Origin of the sequence: Anaeromyxobacter sp. SG64 (assembly GCF_022690745.1) — a bacterium.
Taxonomy (GTDB): domain Bacteria; phylum Myxococcota; class Myxococcia; order Myxococcales; family Anaeromyxobacteraceae; genus Anaeromyxobacter; species Anaeromyxobacter soli.
Genome location: NZ_JALCZB010000035.1, coordinates 24,908 through 44,080, shown reverse-complemented (window position 1 = coordinate 44,080; position 19,173 = coordinate 24,908). Strand labels below are relative to the sequence as shown.

Annotated in this window: 23 protein-coding genes; 4 read left to right on the top strand and 19 right to left on the bottom strand. The window is 73.5% G+C overall.

Translation table 11 applies throughout. The features are described 5' to 3' along the window. Positions 1 to 99 precede the first annotated feature (99 nt). From MNZ29_RS12510 to MNZ29_RS12480, 7 genes are all read right to left on the bottom strand, one after another. Complete coding sequence (locus MNZ29_RS12510; protein ID WP_242337169.1) at positions 100 to 501, bottom strand: hypothetical protein; 402 nt, start codon at positions 499 to 501, stop codon at positions 100 to 102. A 199-nt stretch (positions 502 to 700) separates the two neighbouring features. Beyond that, positions 701 to 1,675 (bottom strand): lysophospholipid acyltransferase family protein, encoded by a 975-nt coding sequence (locus MNZ29_RS12505; RefSeq protein ID WP_242337167.1) that lies wholly within the window; start codon positions 1,673 to 1,675, stop codon positions 701 to 703. 100 nt (positions 1,676 to 1,775) lie between these two features. After that, the gene (locus MNZ29_RS12500; RefSeq protein WP_242337165.1) at positions 1,776 to 2,279 is read right to left on the bottom strand and encodes an HAD family hydrolase; all 504 of its coding nucleotides are present in this window, start codon (positions 2,277 to 2,279) and stop codon (positions 1,776 to 1,778) included. Further along, positions 2,276 to 3,106, bottom strand: coding sequence for a 3-deoxy-8-phosphooctulonate synthase (gene kdsA / locus MNZ29_RS12495; RefSeq protein ID WP_242337163.1), 831 nt, complete (start codon positions 3,104 to 3,106; stop codon positions 2,276 to 2,278). Before kdsA ends, MNZ29_RS12500 begins: the two co-directional genes overlap by 4 nt. Next, positions 3,103 to 4,776, bottom strand: a complete 1,674-nt coding sequence (locus MNZ29_RS12490; protein WP_242337161.1) for a CTP synthase — start codon at positions 4,774 to 4,776, stop codon at positions 3,103 to 3,105. Before MNZ29_RS12490 ends, kdsA begins: the two co-directional genes overlap by 4 nt. A gap of 20 nt (positions 4,777 to 4,796) precedes the next feature. Further along, positions 4,797 to 5,528 (bottom strand): 3-deoxy-manno-octulosonate cytidylyltransferase, encoded by a 732-nt coding sequence (kdsB, locus tag MNZ29_RS12485; protein WP_242337159.1) that lies wholly within the window; start codon positions 5,526 to 5,528, stop codon positions 4,797 to 4,799. 249 nt (positions 5,529 to 5,777) lie between these two features. Continuing rightward, positions 5,778 to 6,416 carry a hypothetical protein gene (locus tag MNZ29_RS12480; protein ID WP_242337157.1) on the bottom strand — a complete coding sequence of 213 codons (639 nt, stop codon included), beginning with the start codon at positions 6,414 to 6,416 and terminating at the stop codon, positions 5,778 to 5,780. A 178-nt stretch (positions 6,417 to 6,594) separates the two neighbouring features. On the opposite strand from MNZ29_RS12480, the gene MNZ29_RS12475 reads away from it, so the two are divergent. Both MNZ29_RS12475 and MNZ29_RS12470 read left to right on the top strand, forming a co-directional pair. Further along, positions 6,595 to 7,560: an RluA family pseudouridine synthase gene (locus tag MNZ29_RS12475; RefSeq protein WP_242337155.1), complete on the top strand. Its 966-nt coding sequence runs from the start codon at positions 6,595 to 6,597 to the stop codon at positions 7,558 to 7,560. Beyond that, a complete protein-coding gene (locus MNZ29_RS12470) occupies positions 7,557 to 7,916 on the top strand; it encodes a hypothetical protein (protein WP_242337153.1) in 360 nt (119 codons plus the stop codon). The genes MNZ29_RS12475 and MNZ29_RS12470 overlap by 4 nt, the downstream gene beginning before the upstream one ends. Here the strand turns inward: MNZ29_RS12470 and MNZ29_RS12465 are convergent. From MNZ29_RS12465 to rplU, 6 genes are all read right to left on the bottom strand, one after another. Further along, positions 7,913 to 9,106 carry a PLP-dependent aminotransferase family protein gene (locus MNZ29_RS12465; protein WP_242337150.1) on the bottom strand — a complete coding sequence of 398 codons (1,194 nt, stop codon included), beginning with the start codon at positions 9,104 to 9,106 and terminating at the stop codon, positions 7,913 to 7,915. The two genes, MNZ29_RS12470 and MNZ29_RS12465, sit on opposite strands and share 4 nt — an antisense overlap. Before the next feature lie 146 nt (positions 9,107 to 9,252). Then, entirely contained in the window at positions 9,253 to 10,116 is an 864-nt protein-coding gene (locus MNZ29_RS12460) for a hypothetical protein (protein ID WP_242355434.1), read from the bottom strand. Between the two features lie 191 nt (positions 10,117 to 10,307). After that, on the bottom strand, positions 10,308 to 11,021 hold the full coding sequence (locus tag MNZ29_RS12455; protein ID WP_242355432.1) for an RNA methyltransferase: 714 nt from the start codon (positions 11,019 to 11,021) through the stop codon (positions 10,308 to 10,310). Next, entirely contained in the window at positions 11,018 to 12,085 is a 1,068-nt protein-coding gene (obgE, locus tag MNZ29_RS12450; RefSeq protein ID WP_242337141.1) for a GTPase ObgE, read from the bottom strand. The genes MNZ29_RS12455 and obgE overlap by 4 nt, the downstream gene beginning before the upstream one ends. Positions 12,086 to 12,190: 105 nt before the next feature. Then, the gene (rpmA, locus tag MNZ29_RS12445; RefSeq protein WP_242337138.1) at positions 12,191 to 12,448 is read right to left on the bottom strand and encodes a 50S ribosomal protein L27; all 258 of its coding nucleotides are present in this window, start codon (positions 12,446 to 12,448) and stop codon (positions 12,191 to 12,193) included. Positions 12,449 to 12,495: 47 nt separating this feature from the next. Next, positions 12,496 to 12,801, bottom strand: coding sequence for a 50S ribosomal protein L21 (gene rplU / locus MNZ29_RS12440; protein ID WP_242337135.1), 306 nt, complete (start codon positions 12,799 to 12,801; stop codon positions 12,496 to 12,498). A 210-nt stretch (positions 12,802 to 13,011) separates the two neighbouring features. On the opposite strand from rplU, the gene MNZ29_RS12435 reads away from it, so the two are divergent. Together MNZ29_RS12435 and MNZ29_RS12430 are read left to right on the top strand one after the other, a co-directional pair. Continuing rightward, a complete protein-coding gene (locus MNZ29_RS12435; protein ID WP_242337132.1) occupies positions 13,012 to 13,506 on the top strand; it encodes a hypothetical protein in 495 nt (164 codons plus the stop codon). Between the two features lie 71 nt (positions 13,507 to 13,577). Next, complete coding sequence (locus MNZ29_RS12430) at positions 13,578 to 14,459, top strand: MBL fold metallo-hydrolase (RefSeq protein WP_242355430.1); 882 nt, start codon at positions 13,578 to 13,580, stop codon at positions 14,457 to 14,459. A gap of 30 nt (positions 14,460 to 14,489) precedes the next feature. Here MNZ29_RS12430 and MNZ29_RS12425 read toward each other — a convergent pair whose 3' ends face one another. The 6 genes from MNZ29_RS12425 to MNZ29_RS12400 all read right to left on the bottom strand — a co-directional run bounded on the left by MNZ29_RS12425 (position 14,490) and on the right by MNZ29_RS12400 (position 19,172). Further along, on the bottom strand, positions 14,490 to 14,954 hold the full coding sequence (locus tag MNZ29_RS12425) for a YkvA family protein (protein WP_242337126.1): 465 nt from the start codon (positions 14,952 to 14,954) through the stop codon (positions 14,490 to 14,492). 78 nt (positions 14,955 to 15,032) lie between these two features. After that, positions 15,033 to 15,932: a potassium transporter gene (locus MNZ29_RS12420; protein ID WP_242355428.1), complete on the bottom strand. Its 900-nt coding sequence runs from the start codon at positions 15,930 to 15,932 to the stop codon at positions 15,033 to 15,035. Positions 15,933 to 15,984: 52 nt separating this feature from the next. Then, a complete protein-coding gene (gene mtnA / locus MNZ29_RS12415; RefSeq protein ID WP_242337120.1) occupies positions 15,985 to 16,998 on the bottom strand; it encodes an S-methyl-5-thioribose-1-phosphate isomerase in 1,014 nt (337 codons plus the stop codon). Further along, positions 16,995 to 17,207 (bottom strand): hypothetical protein, encoded by a 213-nt coding sequence (locus tag MNZ29_RS12410; RefSeq protein ID WP_242337117.1) that lies wholly within the window; start codon positions 17,205 to 17,207, stop codon positions 16,995 to 16,997. Before MNZ29_RS12410 ends, mtnA begins: the two co-directional genes overlap by 4 nt. A gap of 76 nt (positions 17,208 to 17,283) precedes the next feature. Further along, on the bottom strand, positions 17,284 to 18,735 hold the full coding sequence (gatB, locus tag MNZ29_RS12405; protein ID WP_242355426.1) for an Asp-tRNA(Asn)/Glu-tRNA(Gln) amidotransferase subunit GatB: 1,452 nt from the start codon (positions 18,733 to 18,735) through the stop codon (positions 17,284 to 17,286). Then, on the bottom strand, positions 18,735 to 19,172 hold the full coding sequence (locus tag MNZ29_RS12400; RefSeq protein ID WP_242355424.1) for a hypothetical protein: 438 nt from the start codon (positions 19,170 to 19,172) through the stop codon (positions 18,735 to 18,737). The genes gatB and MNZ29_RS12400 overlap by 1 nt, the downstream gene beginning before the upstream one ends. Position 19,173: the final 1 nt, after the last annotated feature.

Below are 19,173 nucleotides of genomic sequence, written 5' to 3'. Positions count from 1 at the left end.
CCCGCGGCGCGGCGCTCGCGGCGGCGCGCTGCGGCTTCGCGCGGGCGGGCGCCTGCGGCGCACCGGCGAGCGCGGCCAGGGCGAGCAGGGCGGCGAGCGTCATCGTGCGGCCCCACGCCCGGCCTCGAGGTGGGCGCCCCCGTCGATCACGATCTGCCCGACGGCGGGGTCGAGCGTGAAGCGCGGCCCGGTCAGCCGGTAGCCGGTCCCCTCGACGACGACGGGCTCGTCGCCGCGGACGAGGCCGCCGCCATCCGAGGGCTCGTAGCGGGCGCTGGCGGTCCGGGCGACGTCCTCGCGCCTGCTCACCACCACCCCGCCGGTCGCGGAGAAGACGCTCTTCGAGAGCACCCCTTCGCCGCGGGGGGCGGTGATCCGGACCGGCGCACCCTCCCCGGGCAGGACGGCCACGAGGTCGTGCGCGGTGACGCGGGTCGAGTCACGCCGCAGCGTGGCGGAGGCCGCCTCGCCCGAGGCGCGCAGCTCTTCCCGCCGGTACATGCGGAATCGTACCCCTTCGAGCTTCAGCTCCGGCGCCACCTGCTCGGCCTCCCGTGGTTGGTTCGAACGGCATCCCGGCGTCGCCAGGAGGGCGGCAGCGAGCGAGACCGCCCGCACTGCCCATGTCGAAAACCGCGGAAACGGTAGCATTCTTTCCAACCCCGATCGACGGGCACACACCTTGCTATGCGGGGTGCGCCTAGGCGCCGGAAAGCTCAGAGCTTTTCGGCATCGTGCTTGCTTGCTGCGGCGAGCCGGCCTCGGCGGGCGGGCGGGTCTTCCAGCGCTCGTGCATCCAGACCCACTCTTCCGGGCTACGTCGGATGGCGGTCTCGAGCGCGAGGGAGCAGGCGGCGGTCAGCCGGACGGCCTCGGCCTCTCGGTCCTGCGCGGACGGGTCGTACGGGATCTCCACCACCTCGAGGAGGTGCCCGTCCCCGGCGCGCGGCCCCCTGCGGCGGATGGTGCCGACCACGACCGGCGCGCCGAAGCGGAGCGCGAGGTCCGCCGCCGCGCGAGGCGTGTAGGCCAGGCGGCCGAAGAAGGGCACGTGGACGCCCTGCACGTCGGTGTCCTGGTCGATGAGGAGCCCGAGGGCCCGCCCCTGGCGGAAGGTGCGGATGATGGCCCGGCCGGTCTCCGGGTTCTCGCGCCAGAGCGTCGTCACGCCGCCGGAGGCGCGGAACTCCTCGGCCAGCGCGTTGAGCCTGGGGTCGTGGCCTGCCTTGGCGATGACCGCGTTCGGCACGCCCGCGCGGGCGATGCGCCGGGCGAGGAGCTCCCAGTTCCCGACGTGGCCGGTGACGAACATCATCCCCTTGCCCCGCGCCATCACCTCGCGGAGCACCTCGCCGTTCGCGAGCTCCACGTAGGTCTCGAGCCGCGCGTCGTAGGAGCGGATCGTCACCACCTCCATCGCGGCGCGGCCGAGGTGCACGAACATGCGGCGCGCGATGGCCTCGCGCTCCGCTTCGGACCTCTCCGGGAACGCGAGCGCGAGGTGCCGGAGGGCGAGCCTTCGCGTCTTGCCGGCGAGGAGGTAGCCGAGCCGGCCGAGGGCGCCGCCGAGCGCGAGCGCCACGGAGAGGGGCAGGAGCGAGAGGAGCCGGATGGCGGCGCGCACGATCGCCGACCGCACGCTCCGCTTGATCCGCTTGCGCAGCGGGACCGTCATGGCGGCGCGAAACTAGCACGTGATCCGGGGGGATCGGCAGGGGCGCGGGCCCTTGACTTCGAGGGTTTCGGCGCGCTCGCGCGCGCCCCCCTCGTGCGGGCTAGACGGCGATGTGCTTCGCTGCGAGGAGCAGGTCGCAGAGCTCCCGGACGGCGCCGCGGCCGCCCGGGGCCGCGGTGACGAGGTGCGCGGCGGCCCTCGCCTCGGGGCGGGCGTCGGCGGGCGCCGCGGCGAGCCCCACCCGGCGGAGGAGCGGCACGTCGTTCACGTCGTCGCCCATGTACGCGACCGCCTCGTCCGGAAGGCCCAGGTGCGCGAGGCGGGCGTAGCCCTCGAGCTTGTCGCGCTCGCCGAAGATGAGGTGCTTGAAGCGGAGCTCCACGAGCCGGACCTCGGTCGCCTTCCCCGGCCGGCCGGAGATGACGCCGAAGTCCACGTGGTCGCGGAGGAGCACGACGCCGTGCCCGTCCCGCACGTCGAACGCCTTCAGCGCCTCGCCCTCGGGGCCGTACCAGATCCGCCCGTCGGTGAGGACGCCGTCCACGTCGAGCAGGACGAGCCGCACGCGCGCGGCGCGCGCGAGGAGGTCGTCCTGCGGGCTCACGGCTGCCCCAGGGCGCGCCGGACCGCGAGCACCTCGGTGAGGAGCCGGTCCGCCATGTCGAAGTCGAGCGAGTTCGGGCCGTCGGACTTCGCCAGCGCGGGGTCCTCGTGGATCTCGATGAAGAGCGCGTCGATGCCGACCGCGGCGGCGGCGCGCGCGAGCGGCGCCACGTACTGCCGCTCGCCGCCGGTGGTGTCCCCGCCGCCGCCCGGGAGCTGCACCGAGTGCGTCGCGTCGAGGCACACCGGCACGCCGAGCTCGCGCATGATCACGAGCCCGCGCATGTCGACGACGAGGTTGCCGTAGCCGAAGGTGGCGCCGCGCTCGACGAGGAGCACGTTCTCCTGGCCGGCCTCGCGGCACTTGGCCACCGCGTGGCGCATCTCCCGCGGCGCGAGGAACTGCCCCTTCTTCACGGAGACGCTCTTGCCGTGGCGCGCGCAGGCGAGGACGAGATCCGTTTGCCGGCAGAGGAACGCCGGCACCTGCAGCACGTCCACCACGCGCCCGGCCGCCTCCGCCTGCCAGGTCTCGTGGACGTCGGTCGTGCAGGGGAGGCCGGTCTCGCGCTTCACCGCCTCGAACGCGGCGAGCCCCCGCTCGAGCCCGACGCCGCGGTAGCTCTTGCCGGAGGAGCGGTTCGCCTTGTCGAAGCTCGCCTTGAACACCGCGGGGAGCCCGTGCTTCTCGGCGAGCGCCTTCACCTTGCGCGCGTGCGCGAGCGCGTGGGCCTCGGACTCCATGACGCACGGCCCCGCGATGAGGAGGAGCCGCCGGCCGTCGCCGACCTCGTGCCCGCCGATGCGGGCGAGAACGCGCTCGCTCATCCCTGGACGTTCTTCCCGACCGGGAGCTTCGTCACCGCCGCGTGGCGGCCGGCCTGCTGGTCGCGGTGCTCGCGCGCCGCGCGCACGAACCCGGCGAAGAGCGGGTGGGGGGCGAACGGCTTCGACTTGAACTCGGGGTGGAACTGGCAGCCTACGAAGTGCGGGTGGTTGTTGAGCTCGATCATCTCGACGAGGTTGAGCTCGGGGTTCGTCCCGGAGAACACCATCCCCTGCGCCTCGTACTGCGCGCGGTAGGCGTTGTTGAACTCGTACCGGTGGCGGTGGCGCTCCTGGACGAGCTCGACGCCGTACAGCTCGCGCGCCTTCGTCCCCTCCTTGAGGGCGCAGGGGTAGCTGCCGAGCCGCATGGTGCCGCCCTTCTCGGCCACGGCCTTCTGCGCCTCCATGAGCGTGACGACCGGGTGCGGCGTCTGCTCGTCGAACTCGAGCGAGTTCGCGCGCTCGAGGCCGAGCACGGTGCGCCCGAACTCGATGACCGCCATCTGCAGGCCGAGGCAGATCCCGAAGAACGGGATCTTGTGCTCGCGCGCGTGGTGCACCGCGAGGATCTTCCCCTCCGTGCCGCGCACGCCGAAGCCGCCGGGGACGAGGATCGCGTCCACCTGGTCGAGCTCGGAGAGATCGCCCTCCTCGAGCTTCGTCGAGTCGATGAAGACCTGCGTCACCCGCACGTCGCCGGCGATGCCGCCGTGCACGAGCGCCTCGTTGAGGCTCTTGTAGCTCTCGTGCAGCTCGACGTACTTGCCGACCACGCCGATGCGCACCTCGCCGTGCTTGGGCGCCTTCACCTTCTGGACGATCTGCTCCCACTTGTCGAGGCGCGGCGCCCGGCTCCAGATGTTGAAGAGCTCGGCGAGCTTGTCGTCGAGCCCCTCCTTGTGGAGCTCGAGCGGCACCTCGTAGATCGACTTCACGTCGAGCGCGGTGAACACCGCCGACGGGTCCACGTTGCAGAAGAGCGCGATCTTGTCCTTCATCTCCCGCGAGATCTCGCGATCCGAGCGGCAGAGCAGGAGGTCCGGCTGGATGCCGATCTCGCGCAGCTCCTTCACGGAGTGCTGGGTGGGCTTCGTCTTGAGCTCGCCGGCGGCGGCGATGAACGGCACGAGCGTGAGGTGCGCGTAGACCGCGTTCTCCTCGCCCACGTCGTACTTCATCTGGCGGATCGCCTCGAGGAACGGCAGCGACTCGATGTCGCCCACGGTGCCGCCGACCTCCACGATGAGGATGTCGACGCCGCCCGCCGCCTCGCGGATGACCGCCTTGATCTCGTCGGTGATGTGGGGGATGACCTGCACGGTCTTCCCCAGGTACTCGCCGCGCCGCTCGCGCTGGATGACGTTCGAGTAGATGCGCCCGGTCGTGTAGTTGTTCTTCCGGGTCATCTTGGCGCTGGTGAAGCGCTCGTAGTGCCCGAGGTCGAGGTCCGTCTCCGCGCCGTCGTCGGTGACGTACACCTCGCCGTGCTGGAACGGGCTCATCGTCCCGGGATCGACGTTGATGTACGGGTCGAGCTTGAGGTGCGTGACCTCGAGCCCCCGGTTCTCGAGGAGCGCGCCGATGGACGCGGCCGCGAGGCCCTTCCCGAGCGAGCTCACGACGCCGCCGGTGACGAACAGGTACTTGGTCTTCTTGCCTCGCTTCACCATCCGTGTCCCCTTCCCCTCACTCATGCGCGACCGGCGGCGAGCAGCGCCCGCGCCCGGTCGAGGTCCTCTGGCGTGTCGATGCCGAAACCCCGGTAGGCGGTGTCGGCCACGCGGATCCTGTGCCCGTGCTCGAGCGCGCGCAGCTGCTCGAGCGACTCCTCCGCCTCGAGCCGCCCGGGCGGCAACGCGGCGAACTGCTGGAGGAACGCGGCGGTGAACGCGTAGATGCCCACGTGCGCGCGCGCGAGCGGGCTCTGTCCGCCCGCGCGGCGGTGCGGGATCGGCGCGCGAGAGAAGTAGAGCGCGTCGCCCCGCAGATCGGTCACCACCTTCACGACCTGCGTCCGCTCGAGCTCCTCCGGCTCGAGCGGGCGGGCGAGCGTCGCCATCTCGACGTCGCCGTCCATCGCCCGGACGAGCGTCTCGATCGCCGCCGGCTCGATGAGCGGCTCGTCGCCCTGCAGGTTCACCACGACGTCCGGCGCCGGCGCGAGCCGCCGCGCCGCCTCCGCCACCCGGTCCGTCCCGGTGCTCGCCGGACCCGTCAGGATCGCCTCCGCGCCCGCGGCGGCCGCGGCACGTGCGATGCGGTCATCGTCCGTCGCGACCGCGACGGCGTCGACGCCACGCGCAGCACGCGCCCGGTCGACCACATGGGCGATCAGGGGCAGGCCTGCCAGTTCGGCGAGGGGCTTTCCGGGGAAGCGCTGGGCTCCGAACCGGGCCGGGATGATGACGGCGATGCGTCTCAAACCGGGACCGCAAAGTACGGGAAGGGACCGATCGCGTCAACCCGCGACTGCCGCACGGCCTATGTGGATCCCACTCCGCGCGAGAGAGCGTGCGCGTGGCGGCTCGCGGGCCCAGGCCCTCGCGTCGGGGCACCCGGGTCGGCGAACGGCGCCCGTCTGCCGCGGGCGCCACGCGCCGGCGCGGTTCGCTCGCTCTGCGCCGGGCCCCCCTCGAGGCCCGGCGCGCGAGACGTCGGCGTACGCGGAGCCCTAGTACCAGTCGAAGCCGGCGTACAGCATCCAGAACTGGGAGCCTTCCGGCGCCGTGTCGCTCGAGCCGTAGAACTGCTTCGAGGCGTCCAGGTTCACGGTCAGGTTGAACTGCTTCCCGAGCCAGAACGCGTAGCCGAGGCCGCCGAGGATGTTCGTGCCGCCGTAGGTGTCCGTGACGTCGTCGAACCCGTCGTCGTACGCGAGGGACAGCGCGGACAGGCCGAGGCCGCCGCGCACGAAGAAGCCCCGCTCCATGGGGAAGAACGTCGCGACCGCGTCGTAGTTCGTGATCTGGGCGGAGGTCGTCAGGCCGCTGCCGCTCGCCTGGGCGCGCGCAGCGGTGATGTCGAGGCCGAGGAGGAGGCGCGGGGTGACGGTCCAGCCGACCTTGAAGTTGAGCGCGAGGCGGGTCGGGTCGCGATCGTAGTTCAGCTCCTTGAACGACAGGCTGTCGCCCTGGCCGGAGACGCTCCCGTCCCCCATGCCGACGCCGAAGCCGATGTACCAGTTGTCGCGCTGCTGGGCGGGCGCGTAGCGCGGCGCGCGCGACCCTGGCGTGTAGGGCGGCTGCGGCCCCGGATCCTGGGCGGCCGCGGCGAGGGGGAAGGCGATGAGCAGGGCGAGCAGCTTCCGCATGGTTGGCTCCTGGAGGGGTGGGCGAACGAACGGACGATGTTACCTGCTCGGGGATTCATCGGTCATCGTCCGCGCCGGCTCGCGCGGGAGGCGCGTGTGCGACACCGTCGCCGCGCCCTGCACCGCGGCGACAGGCCCGGCGGCGACCGCCGCGCGGTCGCGGTGGTATGGTCCGCCCGTGCCCGAGGTCGTCCGCGTCCGCTTCACCGTCGAGCCGAACTACGCGGGCTGGCGGCTCGATCGCTACCTGCAGGAGAAGATCCGGCGCCTCTCCCGCGAGCGCGTGCAGCGGCTCATCGAGCGCCGCCTCGAGACCGAGGACGGTCGCCGGCTGAAGCCCTCGACGCGGGTCACGCCGGGCCTCTCCTTCGCGCTCCTCAAGGACGCCGAGCCCGAGCCGGAGACGCCGCAGGTCTTCGACGTCGTCCACGACGACGGCGCGCTCCTCGTGGTTGACAAGCCCGCCGGGCTGCCCGTGCACCCCACCGCCCGCTACTCGGCGAACACCTTCACCACGCTCGCCCGGGCGCGCTTCCCGGACCGGAAGGTCGACCCCGCCCACCGCCTCGACCGCGAGACCTCGGGGCTGCTCGCCTGCGGCAGCGCGCCGGAGTGGACGTCGCGCATGAAGCGCGACTTCGCGGGCGGGCGCGTCGCGAAGACCTACCTCGCCATCACCGAGGGCGCGCCGCGCGAGGACGCCTTCACGGTGGACGCGCCGCTCGCGCTCACCGGCGCGTCGGCGGTGCGCGTCCGCATGCACGTGACCGCGGGCGGGCTCCCGTCGGCGACCGACTTCGAGGTGCTGTCGAGGCGCGTCCTCGCGGGCGGAACCCCGGTCACGCTGCTCGCCTGCCGGCCCCGCACGGGCCGCCAGCACCAGATCCGCGCCCACCTCGCGCACGCCGGCCTGCCCATGGTGGGCGACAAGATCTACGGGCCCGACGAGAACATCTTCGATCGCTTCACCCGCCACGCCCTCACCGACGAGGACCGCGCGCGCCTGCGGCTGCCGCGCCACGCGCTGCACGCGTGGCGGCTCGAGCTCCCGCACCCGCGCACGCGGGAGCCGGTCCGGCTCGAGGTGCCGCTCCCGGCCGACCTCGCGGCGTTCTGGGACGGCTGCACCGAGGAGGCCGCATGACCCTCTACGATTTCCCCGGGCTCGTCGGCGGCGTGGCCGGCCTGTGGCTCGTCCTCCTCGGGCTCCTGCTCGCCGCGGGCGCCGGGCTGCGCCTGGCGTTGGTCCGGGGCCGTCCCGGCAAGGGCCGCGTGGCGCGCGGGCTCCTCTCCGCGGGCGCGACCTTCGTCTTCTCCGGGATCGCGCTCTTCTGGGCGGCGGAGCGCAGCGTGCTGCGACGGGAGCTCGACCGCGGCGCGCCGTGGCTCGCCGCCTTCATCCTCGCCGTCGCGGTCCTCTCGGCGCTGCGGAGCGCGCGGCGCCGCGCGCGGGCGGAGGAGGCGGAAACGGCGGCAGCCCCCGGAGAGCCGGAGGCCTAGCGTCCCCACCGCCCGAACGCGCGCCCGAGCCGCGCCACGCCCTCCGCGATCCGCGCGGGCGCGCTGTGGGTGAAGTTGAGGCGGAGCGTGGCCTTGCCCTCGCCCTCCGGGTGAAACTCGCCGCCCGGCACGAACGCGAGCCCCTCCGCCAGGGCGTGGGTGAGGAGCTCCGCGGCGTCCCCGCCGCCGGTGAGGCGCGCCCACAGGAACATGCCGCCCCCGGGCCGGTTCCAGGTGAGCCGCTCCCCGAGCGTCGCCGCGAGGCCGCGGTCGAGCGCGTCGCGGCGCGCGCGGTACTCGCGCCGGAGCCCCTCGACGTGGCGCGCGAAGCCCTCCTGGCCGAGCAGGTCGAAGAGCAGGTGCTGGCCGAGCGAGTTGGTCTGGAGATCCGTCGCCTGCTTCGCGAGGACGCAGCGGCGGACGATGGCCGGGGGCCCGAGCAGGAAGCCGACGCGCAGGCCCGGGACCGCGGTCTTGGAGAAGCTGCCGAGGTACACGCTGCGCGCCGGGTCGTGTCCGAGCACCACCGGCGCGGGCGGCGCCTCGTCGAACCAGATGTCGCGGTACGGATCGTCCTCGGCCACGATCACCTCGGAGCTCCGCAGGACCTCGCGCACCTCTCGCCGGCGCGCCTCCGGGTAGCAGACGCCGCTCGGGTTCTGGAACGTGGGGGTGAGGTAGAGGAGCTTCGGGCGGCGCCGGAGCGCGTCCGCGAGCGCGTCGGGCCTGAGCCCCTCGGCGTCGCAGGGCAGGAACGTGACGCGCGCCCCGAAGAAGCGGAACACCTGGAGCGCGCCGAGGTAGGCAGGAGTCTCGACGAGGACCTCGTCGCCCGGGTCGAGGAACAGCTTGGCGAGGAGATCGAGCCCCTGCTGCGAGCCCTGCGTGACGAGGACCCCGTCGTCACCGAACGCGCCCACCGGGAACGGCACGCGCCCGAGGATGCGCGCGCGCAGGCCCTCGTGGCCCTCGGTCTCGGCGTACTGGAGCGCCGCCGGGCCGCGCGGCGACGAGAGCAGCTCCCGCGCGAGCGAGGCGAGGGCCTCGGTCGGGAAGAGCTCGGGCGCGGGCAGTCCCCCGGCGAAGGAGATGACGTCGGGGCGGGCGACGACGCGCAGGATCTCCCGGATGGCGGAGCTCTTCAGCGACGCGACGCGGGTGGAGAAGGGGTACTCGGGGGCGGCCGGCATTCCCCCAGTCTAGGGGAAAGCGCGGGCGGAGGCCGCTCGACTCGCGAACGGCCCGTTTCCGACGATTTTTCGCCAGCGGCGCCGCGCGCGGCGCGACATGAGACCCAGCGCCGAAGCGACGGCCCAGCCCTCCTTGGCGAACGCCTTCACTCCTCGCCCCCGCGCTCCCAGAAGTTGCCGCGGAAGATCATCCCGGCGTCGCCGATCACGAGCTCGCCCTCCACGTCCCCGTCCTCGAACGTCAGCGTCAGCATGTCGTCCTCGGCCCACCATGTCCCTTCGACCGCGATCGGCGCGGAGAGCCCGGTCGCACGGGCGACCGTATTCGCGGTCGTGAACGGCCGATCGCCGTTGGGCTCGTCGTACGTGGTGGAGGACGTGAAGACCTGGGTCGTCTCGACGAACGTGAAGTCCTCGCGGAAGCAGCGCTTCTTGAAGGAGCGCGCGCCGTTGTTCAGCGTTCCGACGCCCAGTTCCTGATCGAAGCACCCGATGAGCCGGCGGTCGGGCGCGCGCACGAGGTCGTCCGCCTCCGCGGCGGCGCGCACCAGCTCCGGCCGGATCTCGACGGAATGCGTGACCTGTTCGACGAGGCGCTCCGCCGCGCTGGCGGAGCGTGCGGCCGCGGTGACCAACACGACCGCCCGCCCGGAGCCGACGAGCGCCAAGGCCAGGGCCGCCGTGCCGTCCTCGCTCGCACGCACGATCTTGCAGCCGTGCAACCCGGTGCGCGAGGTGAACTCCTCGAGCCCGAGTGCTGCCGTTTCCTCGGATCCGCACTCGAACGAGCTCTGCGCGACCGAGGTGGAGACGGTCACGGCCGAACGGCCGTCTCGCGCCGTTGCCCCGTAGATGGGAAGCCCATCGTTGCCGGCTTGGACGAGATACTCGAAACCGGCGGGTAGCGCGGCGCGGAACCCCTCGGGCGCAGAGACCCGCCCCTCGCGCGAGATCGGCGACACGGCAGAGGCGGCAGCGGTGACGAGCAGCAGCACGTGGGCGATGATCATGCGCCACGAGCGATGCGGCGTTCATGCCAGGCGGCGCTCCGCCTCTTCCACCCCGGAGGTTCGGCACGGCTGAGCGCGGAGACCGCGACTCGCCCTTCACCGGCCGCGCGACGGACCACCGATACGGACACGGCGGGCTCCTACCCGCGACAGCATTCGTACGCGGGGGCGAGGCGCGCGCGGCCACCGTTTCAGCGCCGGTGCGCCGCGCGCCGCGCCTCGGCGCGCTCGGCCTTGGCGATCTTCGCGCGCTGCTTCACGGCGAGCACGTAGAAGCGCTCGCGCAGCGCCGCCGCCTCGAGCTCGGAGAGGTCGCCGTGACGGCCGCGCTCGGCCTCGCGCCGCTCGACCGCCTTCGCGAGCGAGACCGCCGCCGCGACCGAGACGTTGAGCGACTGCACGAACCCGCGCATCGGGATGGCGTACGAGGCGTCGGCGAGGGCCAGCGCCTCGGCCGAGACGCCGCGGTGCTCGTTGCCGAAGACGAGCGCGACCTTGCCGGCGAAGGGCAGCGCGTCGAGCGAGCGCGTCCCCTCGCCGAGGTGCGTGGCGTAGATCGCGAAGCCCTCCGCCTTGAGGTGCGCGAGGCACTCTCCCGTGGAGCTCCAGCGCCGCACGTCCAGCCACTTGTCCGCGTTCTGGCTGATCTTCTTGTTGCGGTCGAAGGGCTTCATCGGCCCCTCGATCGCGTGCAGCTCCTGGATCCCGAACGCCTCGCAGGTGCGGAGGACGGCGTTCACGTTCTGCGGATCGCAGAACGCCTCCATCACCACGGTGAGGGTCCGGGTGCGGTTCGCGACGACCGCGTCGATGCGCGCGCGGCGCTCCGGGACGAGGAAGTCCGGCCCGCCCGGCTCCGGCGCCTCCGCGGCGCGCTCGGCGCCGCCCTCGCCCCGCCGGCTCACTTCTCGGCCCTCGGCTTCCCGAGCCGGCGCCCTCGGCCGCCGCGCCGCGGCCGCGCCTCCTCGAAGAGGGCGCGCCCCACCGCGTCGAGCAGCTCCGGCATCCCCTCGCCGGTGACCGCCGACACGAGGTGGACGTCGACGGGCTGCTTGCGGCGCGCGAACGCCTTCTTGAGCTTCTCCCCGGCGGCGCGCGACTCGGGGACGTCGATCTTCGTCACCGCCAGGATCTGCGGCTTCTCCGCGAGGGCCGGCGAGTAGAGCGCGAGCTCGCGGTTGATGGCCTCGTAGTCCGCCTTCGGCGAGCGACCCTCCTCGGGGTTCGCGCCCTCGACGAGGTGCACGAGCACGCGGCAGCGCTCCACGTGACGGAGGAACTGGTGGCCGAGCCCAGCGCCCTCGTGCGCCCCCTCGATGAGGCCGGGGATGTCGGCCACGACGAAGCTCTTCTCGCCTCGCCAGGAGACGACGCCGAGGTTCGGCACGAGCGTCGTGAAGGGGTAGTCCGCGATCTTGGGCCGGGCCCGGGAGATGCGGCTGATGAGCGTCGACTTGCCGGCGTTCGGGTAGCCGACGATGCCCACGTCCGCGAGGAGCTTCAGCTCGAGGACGAGCTCCCGCTCCTCGCCGGGCGTGCCGTCCTCGGCGTAGCGCGGCGCCTGGTTCGTCGAGGTGGCGAAGTTCATGTTGCCGAGGCCGCCGCGACCACCCTTGGCGACGACGAGCCGCTCGCCCTCGCCGCCGAGGTCCGCGACGAGCTCGCCGGTGCCGGCGTCCTTCACGACCGTGCCCGGCGGCACGCGCAGGACGAGCGGGTCGCCGTCCCTGCCGTTCATGTCCGAGCCCTGGCCGTGCTCGCCGCTCCTCGCGCGGTGCTCCCGGACGTAGCGGTAGTCGAGCAGCGTCGAGAGCTGCGGGTCGACGACCAGCACCACGTCCCCGCCGTTCCCGCCGTCGCCGCCGGCCGGTCCGCCGCGCGGGATGAACTTCTCCCGCCGCCACGCCACGGCGCCGTTGCCGCCGTCGCCGGCCTTCACGTGGATGCGGACCTCGTCGACGAACTTCATTCGGAGCCTTTTACAAACGCGAACGCCGCGGACCTGGGTGGCCCGCGGCGCCGTGATGAGTGGAGGCCGCCTCGTCCGCCGGGGGCGGACCGGAGCGGCGGAGCGCTACGCCCCCGGAACGATGGAGACGAAGCGCCGATCGCCCCGGGCGCGGCTGTACTTCACGGTGCCGTCCACGAGCGCGAAGAGCGTGAAGTCCTTGCCCATCCCGACGTTCGCGCCGGGGTGGACGAGGGTGCCGACCTGGCGGACGAGGATGTTCCCCGCCACGACCTTCTCGGACCCGTAGACCTTGATGCCGCGGTGCTGGCCGGGAGAGTCACGGCCGTTGCGCGAGGAGCCCTGTCCCTTTTTGTGAGCCATTTTCTACTCCACCTGAACCCGGAACCGGGTCGTCGGGGGCGCGAGCGTTACGCGCGCACCGTCGTGATGAGGACCTCGGTGTACGGCTGCCGGTGGCCCCGCTTCTTCGTCCAGCCTTCCTTCTTCTTGCGGAAGTGGACGACCTTCTTGTGCTTGTCCTGGGCGACGATCTCGCCCTCGACCGCGGCGCCCGCGACGACCGGCGCGCCGATCTTGGCCTCGCCCTCTCCGCCGACGAGCAGCACCTCGAAGCTGATCTTGCCGCCGACGTCGCCAGCGAGCTTCTCGACCTTGAGCCGATCGCCCTGCGCGACGCGGTACTGCTTCCCGCCGGTCCGAATCACCGCGTACATCGCCTTCTCCTCGAAATCTGGGAGGATTTCACCAGCGCGCGGCCGCGAAACGGCGCGCCTCCGGGCCTCCGGAAGGGCGGTCATATACGATCAGGCCGCCGGGGCTGTCAAGGAATCCCGGGGCTTGGACCGGACCGCCCCGGGGTGGGCTCGCCTGCCTCCCCGCCTCACATTGCGCGGGGCGCCCGATCACCCGATCCTGCCGACCTTATGCGAAAGCTCACGCTCGCGCTCGCCGGAGCGCTCCTTTTGCCGTCGATCGCCGAGGCCCAGCTCCGCGCCTCGGCTGGAATCAGCTTCGATCTGCCGGTCGTCCTGCCCCAGCTCGTCGTCGTCAGCCCGGGCGTTCAGGTCGTGCCCGAGTGCGATCACGAGGTGTTCTACACCAACGGCTACTACTGGGTCCGCGAGGACGACGTCTGGTACCGCTCCCGCTCGCACCGGGGCGGCTGGGTCATGGCGCCCGCCCGCGCGGTGCCGGTGGCCCTCGTGAAGGTCCCGCCCGGTCACTACAAGCACTGGAAGCCGGAGAAGGGCTGGAAGGGGGAGAAGCACGGCCCCGCCTACTACGGCGGCCGCCCGCAGCCCGCGCCCGCGTACTTCCGCGACGGCGGCAGGGACTACGATCGCCGCGAGTACCGCGATCACGACGACGACCACGGCCACGGCGGCCACGGTAACGGCAAGCACAAGGGCAAGCACTAGGGCAAGCACTAGGGCGGAGCGTTCGCGCGAAGCCCGCTGACCCGAGGGCCACGCCCGCTTATCAGAGCGGCGTGGCCCTTCGCACGCGCGCCGTCCCGGAGAACGCGCCCGGCGATCTCTTCGTCGACGATCGCTGCATCTCCTGCGACACCTGCCGCCGCCTCGCGCCCGCGACGTTCGGCGGCGGCGAGGACGACCGCGCCTTCGTCGCCTCGCAGCCGTCTGACGGCGAGGCGCGGCGGCGGGCCCTCCTCGCGCTCGTCTCCTGCCCCGTCGCCGCGATCGGCTCCACCTCCGGCGCGGGAGTGCGCGAGGCCTCGCGCGCGCTCCCCGTCCCGCTCGCGGAGGACGCCCCCGACATCCTCGACTGCGGCTACGCGGCGGAGTCCTCCTTCGGCGCGGCGTCGTGGCTCGTGCTGCGCCGCGGCGGGAACGTGCTCGTGGACTCGCCGCGCTTCACGGCCCCGCTCCTCGCACGCCTGCGCGCGCTGGGCGGGGCGCGCTTCCTGTTCCTCAGTCACCGCGACGACGTCGCCGATCACGCCCGCTGGGCGGAGGCGCTCGGCTGCGCCCGCGTGCTCCACGCGCGCGATGTGACCGCCGGAACCCGCGGCGTCGAGCTCCGCCTCGAGGGCGACGCGCCCACCGCCCTCGCGAACGACCTCCTCGCCATCCCCGTCCCCGGCCACACCGCCGGCTCGACGGCGCTCCTCGTCGGCGAGCGGTACCTCTTCACGGGCGACCACCTGTGGGGCGACGCCGAGGGGAGGCTCGGCGCGTCGCGGTCGGTGTGCTGGTGGGACTGGGACTCGCAGACCCGCTCGATGGAGCGGCTGGCGGCGCACCGGTTCGAGTGGGTCATCCCCGGCCACGGGCGACCCTGGCGCGCGCAGAGCATCGACGCGGCGCAAGCCGCGGTCCGCGACCTCGCCGCGGAGATGCGGGAGCGGTAGGAGGCGCCGCCGCCCGGGATCGTTCGCCGTCTACAGCCCGAAGTGCGCCGGGGAGAGGCCCTTCCAAGCGCAGTACTCGCGCAGCTCGCGCTTCACGAGCCCCCAGGTCAGCGCGACGAGCACCGCGTCGTCCGCGAGGCCCACCGGGAAGAGGAAGTCCGGCACGAGGTCGACGGGCGAGAGCACGTAGGCCACCGCGGCGGCGAGCGCGGCGACGGACTTCCACGGCACCTTCCGGTACGTCCCGTTCGCGTAATCGCGCAGCACCATCCAGAGGAGCCTGAGCTTCGCGCGGAACGCGCCCGGCGCGCGGCGGGCGTACCACGGCGGCCGGCGCAGGAAGCGCCGGGCGGCCGAGGCGCGCCCGGGGAGGCTCTCGGGCGTGATGTCCTTCGCCTCGCGCGCGAGCTCGCTCGCGGCGGCCTCGCGGCAGGAGAGGCAGTCCGCGTTGGAGCCGAGCGGGCGCGCGCAGGCGGGGCAGGTCCGGGTGGCCATCGTCTCCTCAATCTAGCGCGGGGCCGTCGCGGCCGCCTGCGCTCCAGGCGCGGTGGGCCGCCCCGGTGTGCGCGGAGCTCAGCGCGCGGCGCGCCGCGGGGTCCGCTCGCCGGGAGGCTCGATCGCCACCACCTCGTGGAAGCGGCGGTAGTCGACGGCCTGAGCTCCGCCGGGGAGCACCTTCACGATGTCGCGGAAGCGCACGTCCCAGCGGAGCTCCTCGGGCAGGTACGTGCGGCGCGCGTGGATCACGCGGGTGAGCCCCTCGTCGTAGCCGGAGAGCGTCACGACGAGCTCGGCGTCCTCGGCGGCGAGCGACGCCTCCGTCTCGCCGAAGAGCGGGCTCTCGCGGGTGACCGGGTGGACCGCCGTCCAGGCGTGGGAGAAGAGCGCCGAGCCGTCGCGCGCGAGGGGGAGATCGTGGGCGCGGCGCACCACCTCGCCGTCCTCGCCGCGCTCGTTGCGCACGAGCATGACCGAGACCTTGGCGTCGAGGATGTGGCTCGTCCGCTCGTTCGCCATGCGGAACAGGAGCGCCCGGCCGCCGGCGTGCGGGCCGACGACCGCGACCCGGCTGAAGATGACGCGCGCGGGGATGCGCGAGTACTTGGCGAGGAGGATGCCGGCGCCGATGACGGCGAGCAGCCAGCGCACGAAGGTCTCGACCGCGGAGACCGCCCCGCCGGCGAGCCAGCGGCCGGAGAGGGGCGGCGCCGGCGCGGGCGGCGCGTCGGCGGCGGCGAGGAGCGCGGGGATCACCGACGCGCCCGGCGGCCACTCCGCCGCGAGGGCGAGGTGGGCGAGCCCGAACAGCGCCTGCGTGCCGAAGAAGACGAGCGCGTAGATCGTGACGAGGCGGGTCCAGCTCCCGGTCACGAGCCGGTGGTAGAGGTCCGCGAGCGGGCGCCGCCGGAGCCCGATGATCTTCACGCTGCGGCGAGCGTGCCCGAACACCCGGGTCGAGCCGATGTCGGCCATGCGGCGCGGATGTTAGACGGAGGGTGTCGGGCGCGGGAAGGCGCCGGTTTGCCTACCTCGCGGCGAGCGCCGCGAGGCCGGGCCCGAACGGACGGCGCACCACCCCGCGCTCCGTGATGAGGGCGGTGACGAGCGGCTCAGGCGTGACGTCGAAGGCGGGGTAGCGGGCCGGCACGCCGGCGGGCGCGATGCGCTGGCCGGCGAGCATCAGCACCTCGTCGGCGCCGCGCTCCTCGATGGGGATGGCCGCGCCGTCCGCGGTCTGCAGGTCGACCGTGCTCCACGGCGCCGCCACGTAGAACGGCAGGTGGTGGTACGCGGCGAGCACGGCGAGGGCGTAGGTGCCGATCTTGTTCGCCACGTCGCCGTTCGCGGCGATGCGGTCGGCGCCCACGACCACGCAGGCGATCTCTCCGCGCGCCATGAGCCAGCCGGCCATGCCGTCGGTGAGGAGCGTCACCGGGATCCCGTCGCGCTTCAGCTCCCACGCGGTGAGCCGGGCGCCCTGCAGGAACGGGCGCGTCTCGTCCGCGAACACCGTGACGGCGTTCCCCGCCTCCACGGCCGCGCGGACGACGCCGAGGGCGGTGCCGTAGCCGGCGGTGGCGAGCGCGCCGGCGTTGCAGTGGGTGAGGACGCTCGCGCGCGGCGGGAGGAGCGGCGCGCCGAGCGCGCCGATGCGCCGGCAGGCGGCCTCGTCCTCGTCCCGGATCGCGTGCGCCTCCTTGAGGAGCGCCACCGCCCCGAGGCCCATCCGGCGCGACATGCGCCGCACCGCCCAGGCGAGGTTCACGGCGGTGGGGCGCGCGTGGACCAGCCGCTCGGCGGCCTCGCGCAGGCGCGGCGGCTCGGCCCCGCGGCGCGACTCCAGGGCGAGCGCGTACGCCGCGGCGACGCCGATGGCGGGGGCGCCGCGCACCGTCAGGTCCTTGATGGCCTGCACGACCTCGTCCGCGGAGGCGAGCTCGAGCCAGACCTCGTCGGCCGGCAGGCGCCGCTGGTCGAGCACGCGGACCACGTCCCGCGCCTCGTCGTAGAGCACCGGCCTGAGCGGCTCCGCGTTCATCGCCTCTCCCTTCCGAGCCCCGCGAAGAGCCGCAGGGCGAAGTAAACGGCCGCGAGCGCGGCCACCGCGGCCGCCGGCAGGCGCCGCTCGCTCGCGAGCACCCCCGCGACGACGACGCAGCTCACGAGCGCGATCCCCAGGAACACCTTCGTCGGACCCGCCGCGCCCGCACCGGCCGGCCCGGCGCCCCATCCCGCCCACCTCGCCATGGCTCGCTCCGATCCGTCGCCGCGCCACGAGACCGCCCGCGCCGGCGCCGTCACGCGCGGACCCCGCGCGGGGACTCTACTCGCCCAGCTTCTTCTTGAGGAGGGCGTTCACGACGGCCGGGTTGCCCTTGCCCCGCATCTCCTTCATGACCTGCCCGACGAAGAAGCCGAGGAGCTTCGTGTTGCCGCCGCGGTAGCGCTCCACCTCCGCCGCGCTCGCGGCGATCACGCGATCCACCGCCGCCTCGATGGCGCCCTCGTCCGACACCTGCGCGAGCCCCTTCACGCGCACGACCTCGGCCGGCGCGGCGCCGGTGCGGAAGACCTCCTCCACCACCTGCTTCGCGCCCGGGCCGCCGATGGTCTGCGCGTCCTGGAGTCGCAGGATCTCGGCGAGCTGCGCCGGCGTGATGCGCCAGGCGGCGGGCTCCTGCCCGAGCTCGTTCGCGAGCCGGGCGAGGTCGCCGTTCAGCCAGTTCGCCGCCCGCTTGGCCGCCTCCGGCGAGCTGCCGTACGCGGCGAGCGTCGCGTCGAAGAACTCGGCCACCGCCTTGTCGGCGACGAGCAGCTCCGCGTCGTAGGCGGAGAGCCCGAGCGCTCGCTGGTAGCGCGCCGAGCGCGCCCGCGGCAGCTCGGGCAGCGCGCGCCGCACCCGCTCGACGAGCGCCTCGTCGACCAGGACCGGCGGGAGATCCGGCTCGGGGAAGTAGCGGTAGTCGTGCGCCTCCTCCTTGGAGCGCATCGAGCGCGTCTCGCCGCGATCGGGATCGAACAGCCGCGTCTCCTGCTGGACCTTGCCGCCCGCCTCGATGAGCTCGACCTGTCGGCGCACCTCGAAGTCGATGGCCTGCCGGAGGAAGCGGAACGAGTTCATGTTCTTGAGCTCGCAGCGGGTGCCGAGCTCGGTCGCGCCCTTCCGCATGACCGACACGTTCGCGTCGCAGCGGAACGAGCCCTCCTGCAGGTTGCCGTCGTTCACCCCGAGCGTCATGAGGATCGCGCGCAGGGTCTTGAGGTACGCGATGGCCTCGTCGATCGAGCGCAGGTCCGGCTCCGAGACGATCTCGAGGAGCGGCACCCCGGCGCGGTTGAGGTCGACGCCGGAGCCGGCCGCCGTGACGTCGTGCACGTTCTTGCCGGCGTCCTCCTCCATGTGGATCCGCGTGAGCCGGATGGACCGCGTCGCCCCGTCGACCGCGATCTCCACCCCGCCCCCCACGCAGATGGGCAGCTCGTACTGCGAGATCTGGTAGCCCTTCGGCAGGTCCGGGTAGAAGTAGTTCTTCCGCGCGAACACGCTCTTCGCGCGGATCTCGCAGCCGAGCGCGAGCCCGGCGCGGACCGCCAGCTCCAGCACCTGGGCGTTCAGCGCGGGCAGCGCGCCGGGCAGCCCGAGGCACACCGGGCAGACCTGCGTGTTGGGCGCCGCGCCGAACGCGGTCGAGCAGGCGCAGAAGATCTTGCTGCGGGTGAGGAGCTGGGCGTGGACCTCGAGCCCGAGGACCACCTGGAAGTCCGAGACCGGCATCAGCGCGCCTCCCGGCGTGGCCCGAGCGCGGCGCCGCCGGGGCCGGCCGGCGCGAGCCGGTCCCACCGCCGATCGCTCGGATAGAGGAAGGCGAGCGCCGCCAGGTCGAGGAGGAGCACCACGACGAGGCGGGGATCGCGCGTGACGAGATAGGCGACGAGCGGACAGAGCGCCGCCGCCTCGCACAGCGCCCACGCGACGAGGAAGCGCGTGAGCGTGACCGCGTCGCGGCCGCCGCGGCGCGCCGCCTCGAGGCGCGGCGGGATGACGCGCGAGAGCGCCACGTTGAAGGCCGACGCGACGACGGCGAGCCAGAGGAGCAGCGCGGCGTGCCCGCCGGGCGAGGCGCCGCGCGCGCGGGTCACCGCCACGCCCAGGAAGGCGACGGGCAGGACGAGGAGCGCCGCCCACAGGAGCGTGGCGATCCGGCGGGTCATG

What these genes read in the sequence shown, in the direction of transcription:
- MNZ29_RS12510 (WP_242337169.1), bottom strand. Translation starts at nt 501, where the DNA reads ATGTACCGGCGGGAAGAGCTGCGCGCCTCGGGCGAGGCGGCCTCCGCC.
- MNZ29_RS12505 (WP_242337167.1), bottom strand. Translation starts at nt 1,675, where the DNA reads ATGACGGTCCCGCTGCGCAAGCGGATCAAGCGGAGCGTGCGGTCGGCG.
- kdsA (WP_242337163.1), bottom strand. Translation starts at nt 3,106, where the DNA reads ATGAGCGAGCGCGTTCTCGCCCGCATCGGCGGGCACGAGGTCGGCGAC.
- MNZ29_RS12490 (WP_242337161.1), bottom strand. Translation starts at nt 4,776, where the DNA reads ATGGTGAAGCGAGGCAAGAAGACCAAGTACCTGTTCGTCACCGGCGGC.
- MNZ29_RS12480 (WP_242337157.1), bottom strand. Translation starts at nt 6,416, where the DNA reads ATGCGGAAGCTGCTCGCCCTGCTCATCGCCTTCCCCCTCGCCGCGGCC.
- MNZ29_RS12470 (WP_242337153.1), top strand. Translation starts at nt 7,557, where the DNA reads ATGACCCTCTACGATTTCCCCGGGCTCGTCGGCGGCGTGGCCGGCCTG.
- MNZ29_RS12465 (WP_242337150.1), bottom strand. Translation starts at nt 9,106, where the DNA reads ATGCCGGCCGCCCCCGAGTACCCCTTCTCCACCCGCGTCGCGTCGCTG.
- MNZ29_RS12460 (WP_242355434.1), bottom strand. Translation starts at nt 10,116, where the DNA reads ATGATCATCGCCCACGTGCTGCTGCTCGTCACCGCTGCCGCCTCTGCC.
- obgE (WP_242337141.1), bottom strand. Translation starts at nt 12,085, where the DNA reads ATGAAGTTCGTCGACGAGGTCCGCATCCACGTGAAGGCCGGCGACGGC.
- rpmA (WP_242337138.1), bottom strand. Translation starts at nt 12,448, where the DNA reads ATGGCTCACAAAAAGGGACAGGGCTCCTCGCGCAACGGCCGTGACTCT.
- rplU (WP_242337135.1), bottom strand. Translation starts at nt 12,801, where the DNA reads ATGTACGCGGTGATTCGGACCGGCGGGAAGCAGTACCGCGTCGCGCAG.
- MNZ29_RS12435 (WP_242337132.1), top strand. Translation starts at nt 13,012, where the DNA reads ATGCGAAAGCTCACGCTCGCGCTCGCCGGAGCGCTCCTTTTGCCGTCG.
- MNZ29_RS12425 (WP_242337126.1), bottom strand. Translation starts at nt 14,954, where the DNA reads ATGGCCACCCGGACCTGCCCCGCCTGCGCGCGCCCGCTCGGCTCCAAC.
- MNZ29_RS12420 (WP_242355428.1), bottom strand. Translation starts at nt 15,932, where the DNA reads ATGGCCGACATCGGCTCGACCCGGGTGTTCGGGCACGCTCGCCGCAGC.
- mtnA (WP_242337120.1), bottom strand. Translation starts at nt 16,998, where the DNA reads ATGAACGCGGAGCCGCTCAGGCCGGTGCTCTACGACGAGGCGCGGGAC.
- MNZ29_RS12410 (WP_242337117.1), bottom strand. Translation starts at nt 17,207, where the DNA reads ATGGCGAGGTGGGCGGGATGGGGCGCCGGGCCGGCCGGTGCGGGCGCG.
- gatB (WP_242355426.1), bottom strand. Translation starts at nt 18,735, where the DNA reads ATGCCGGTCTCGGACTTCCAGGTGGTCCTCGGGCTCGAGGTCCACGCC.
- MNZ29_RS12400 (WP_242355424.1), bottom strand. Translation starts at nt 19,172, where the DNA reads ATGACCCGCCGGATCGCCACGCTCCTGTGGGCGGCGCTCCTCGTCCTG.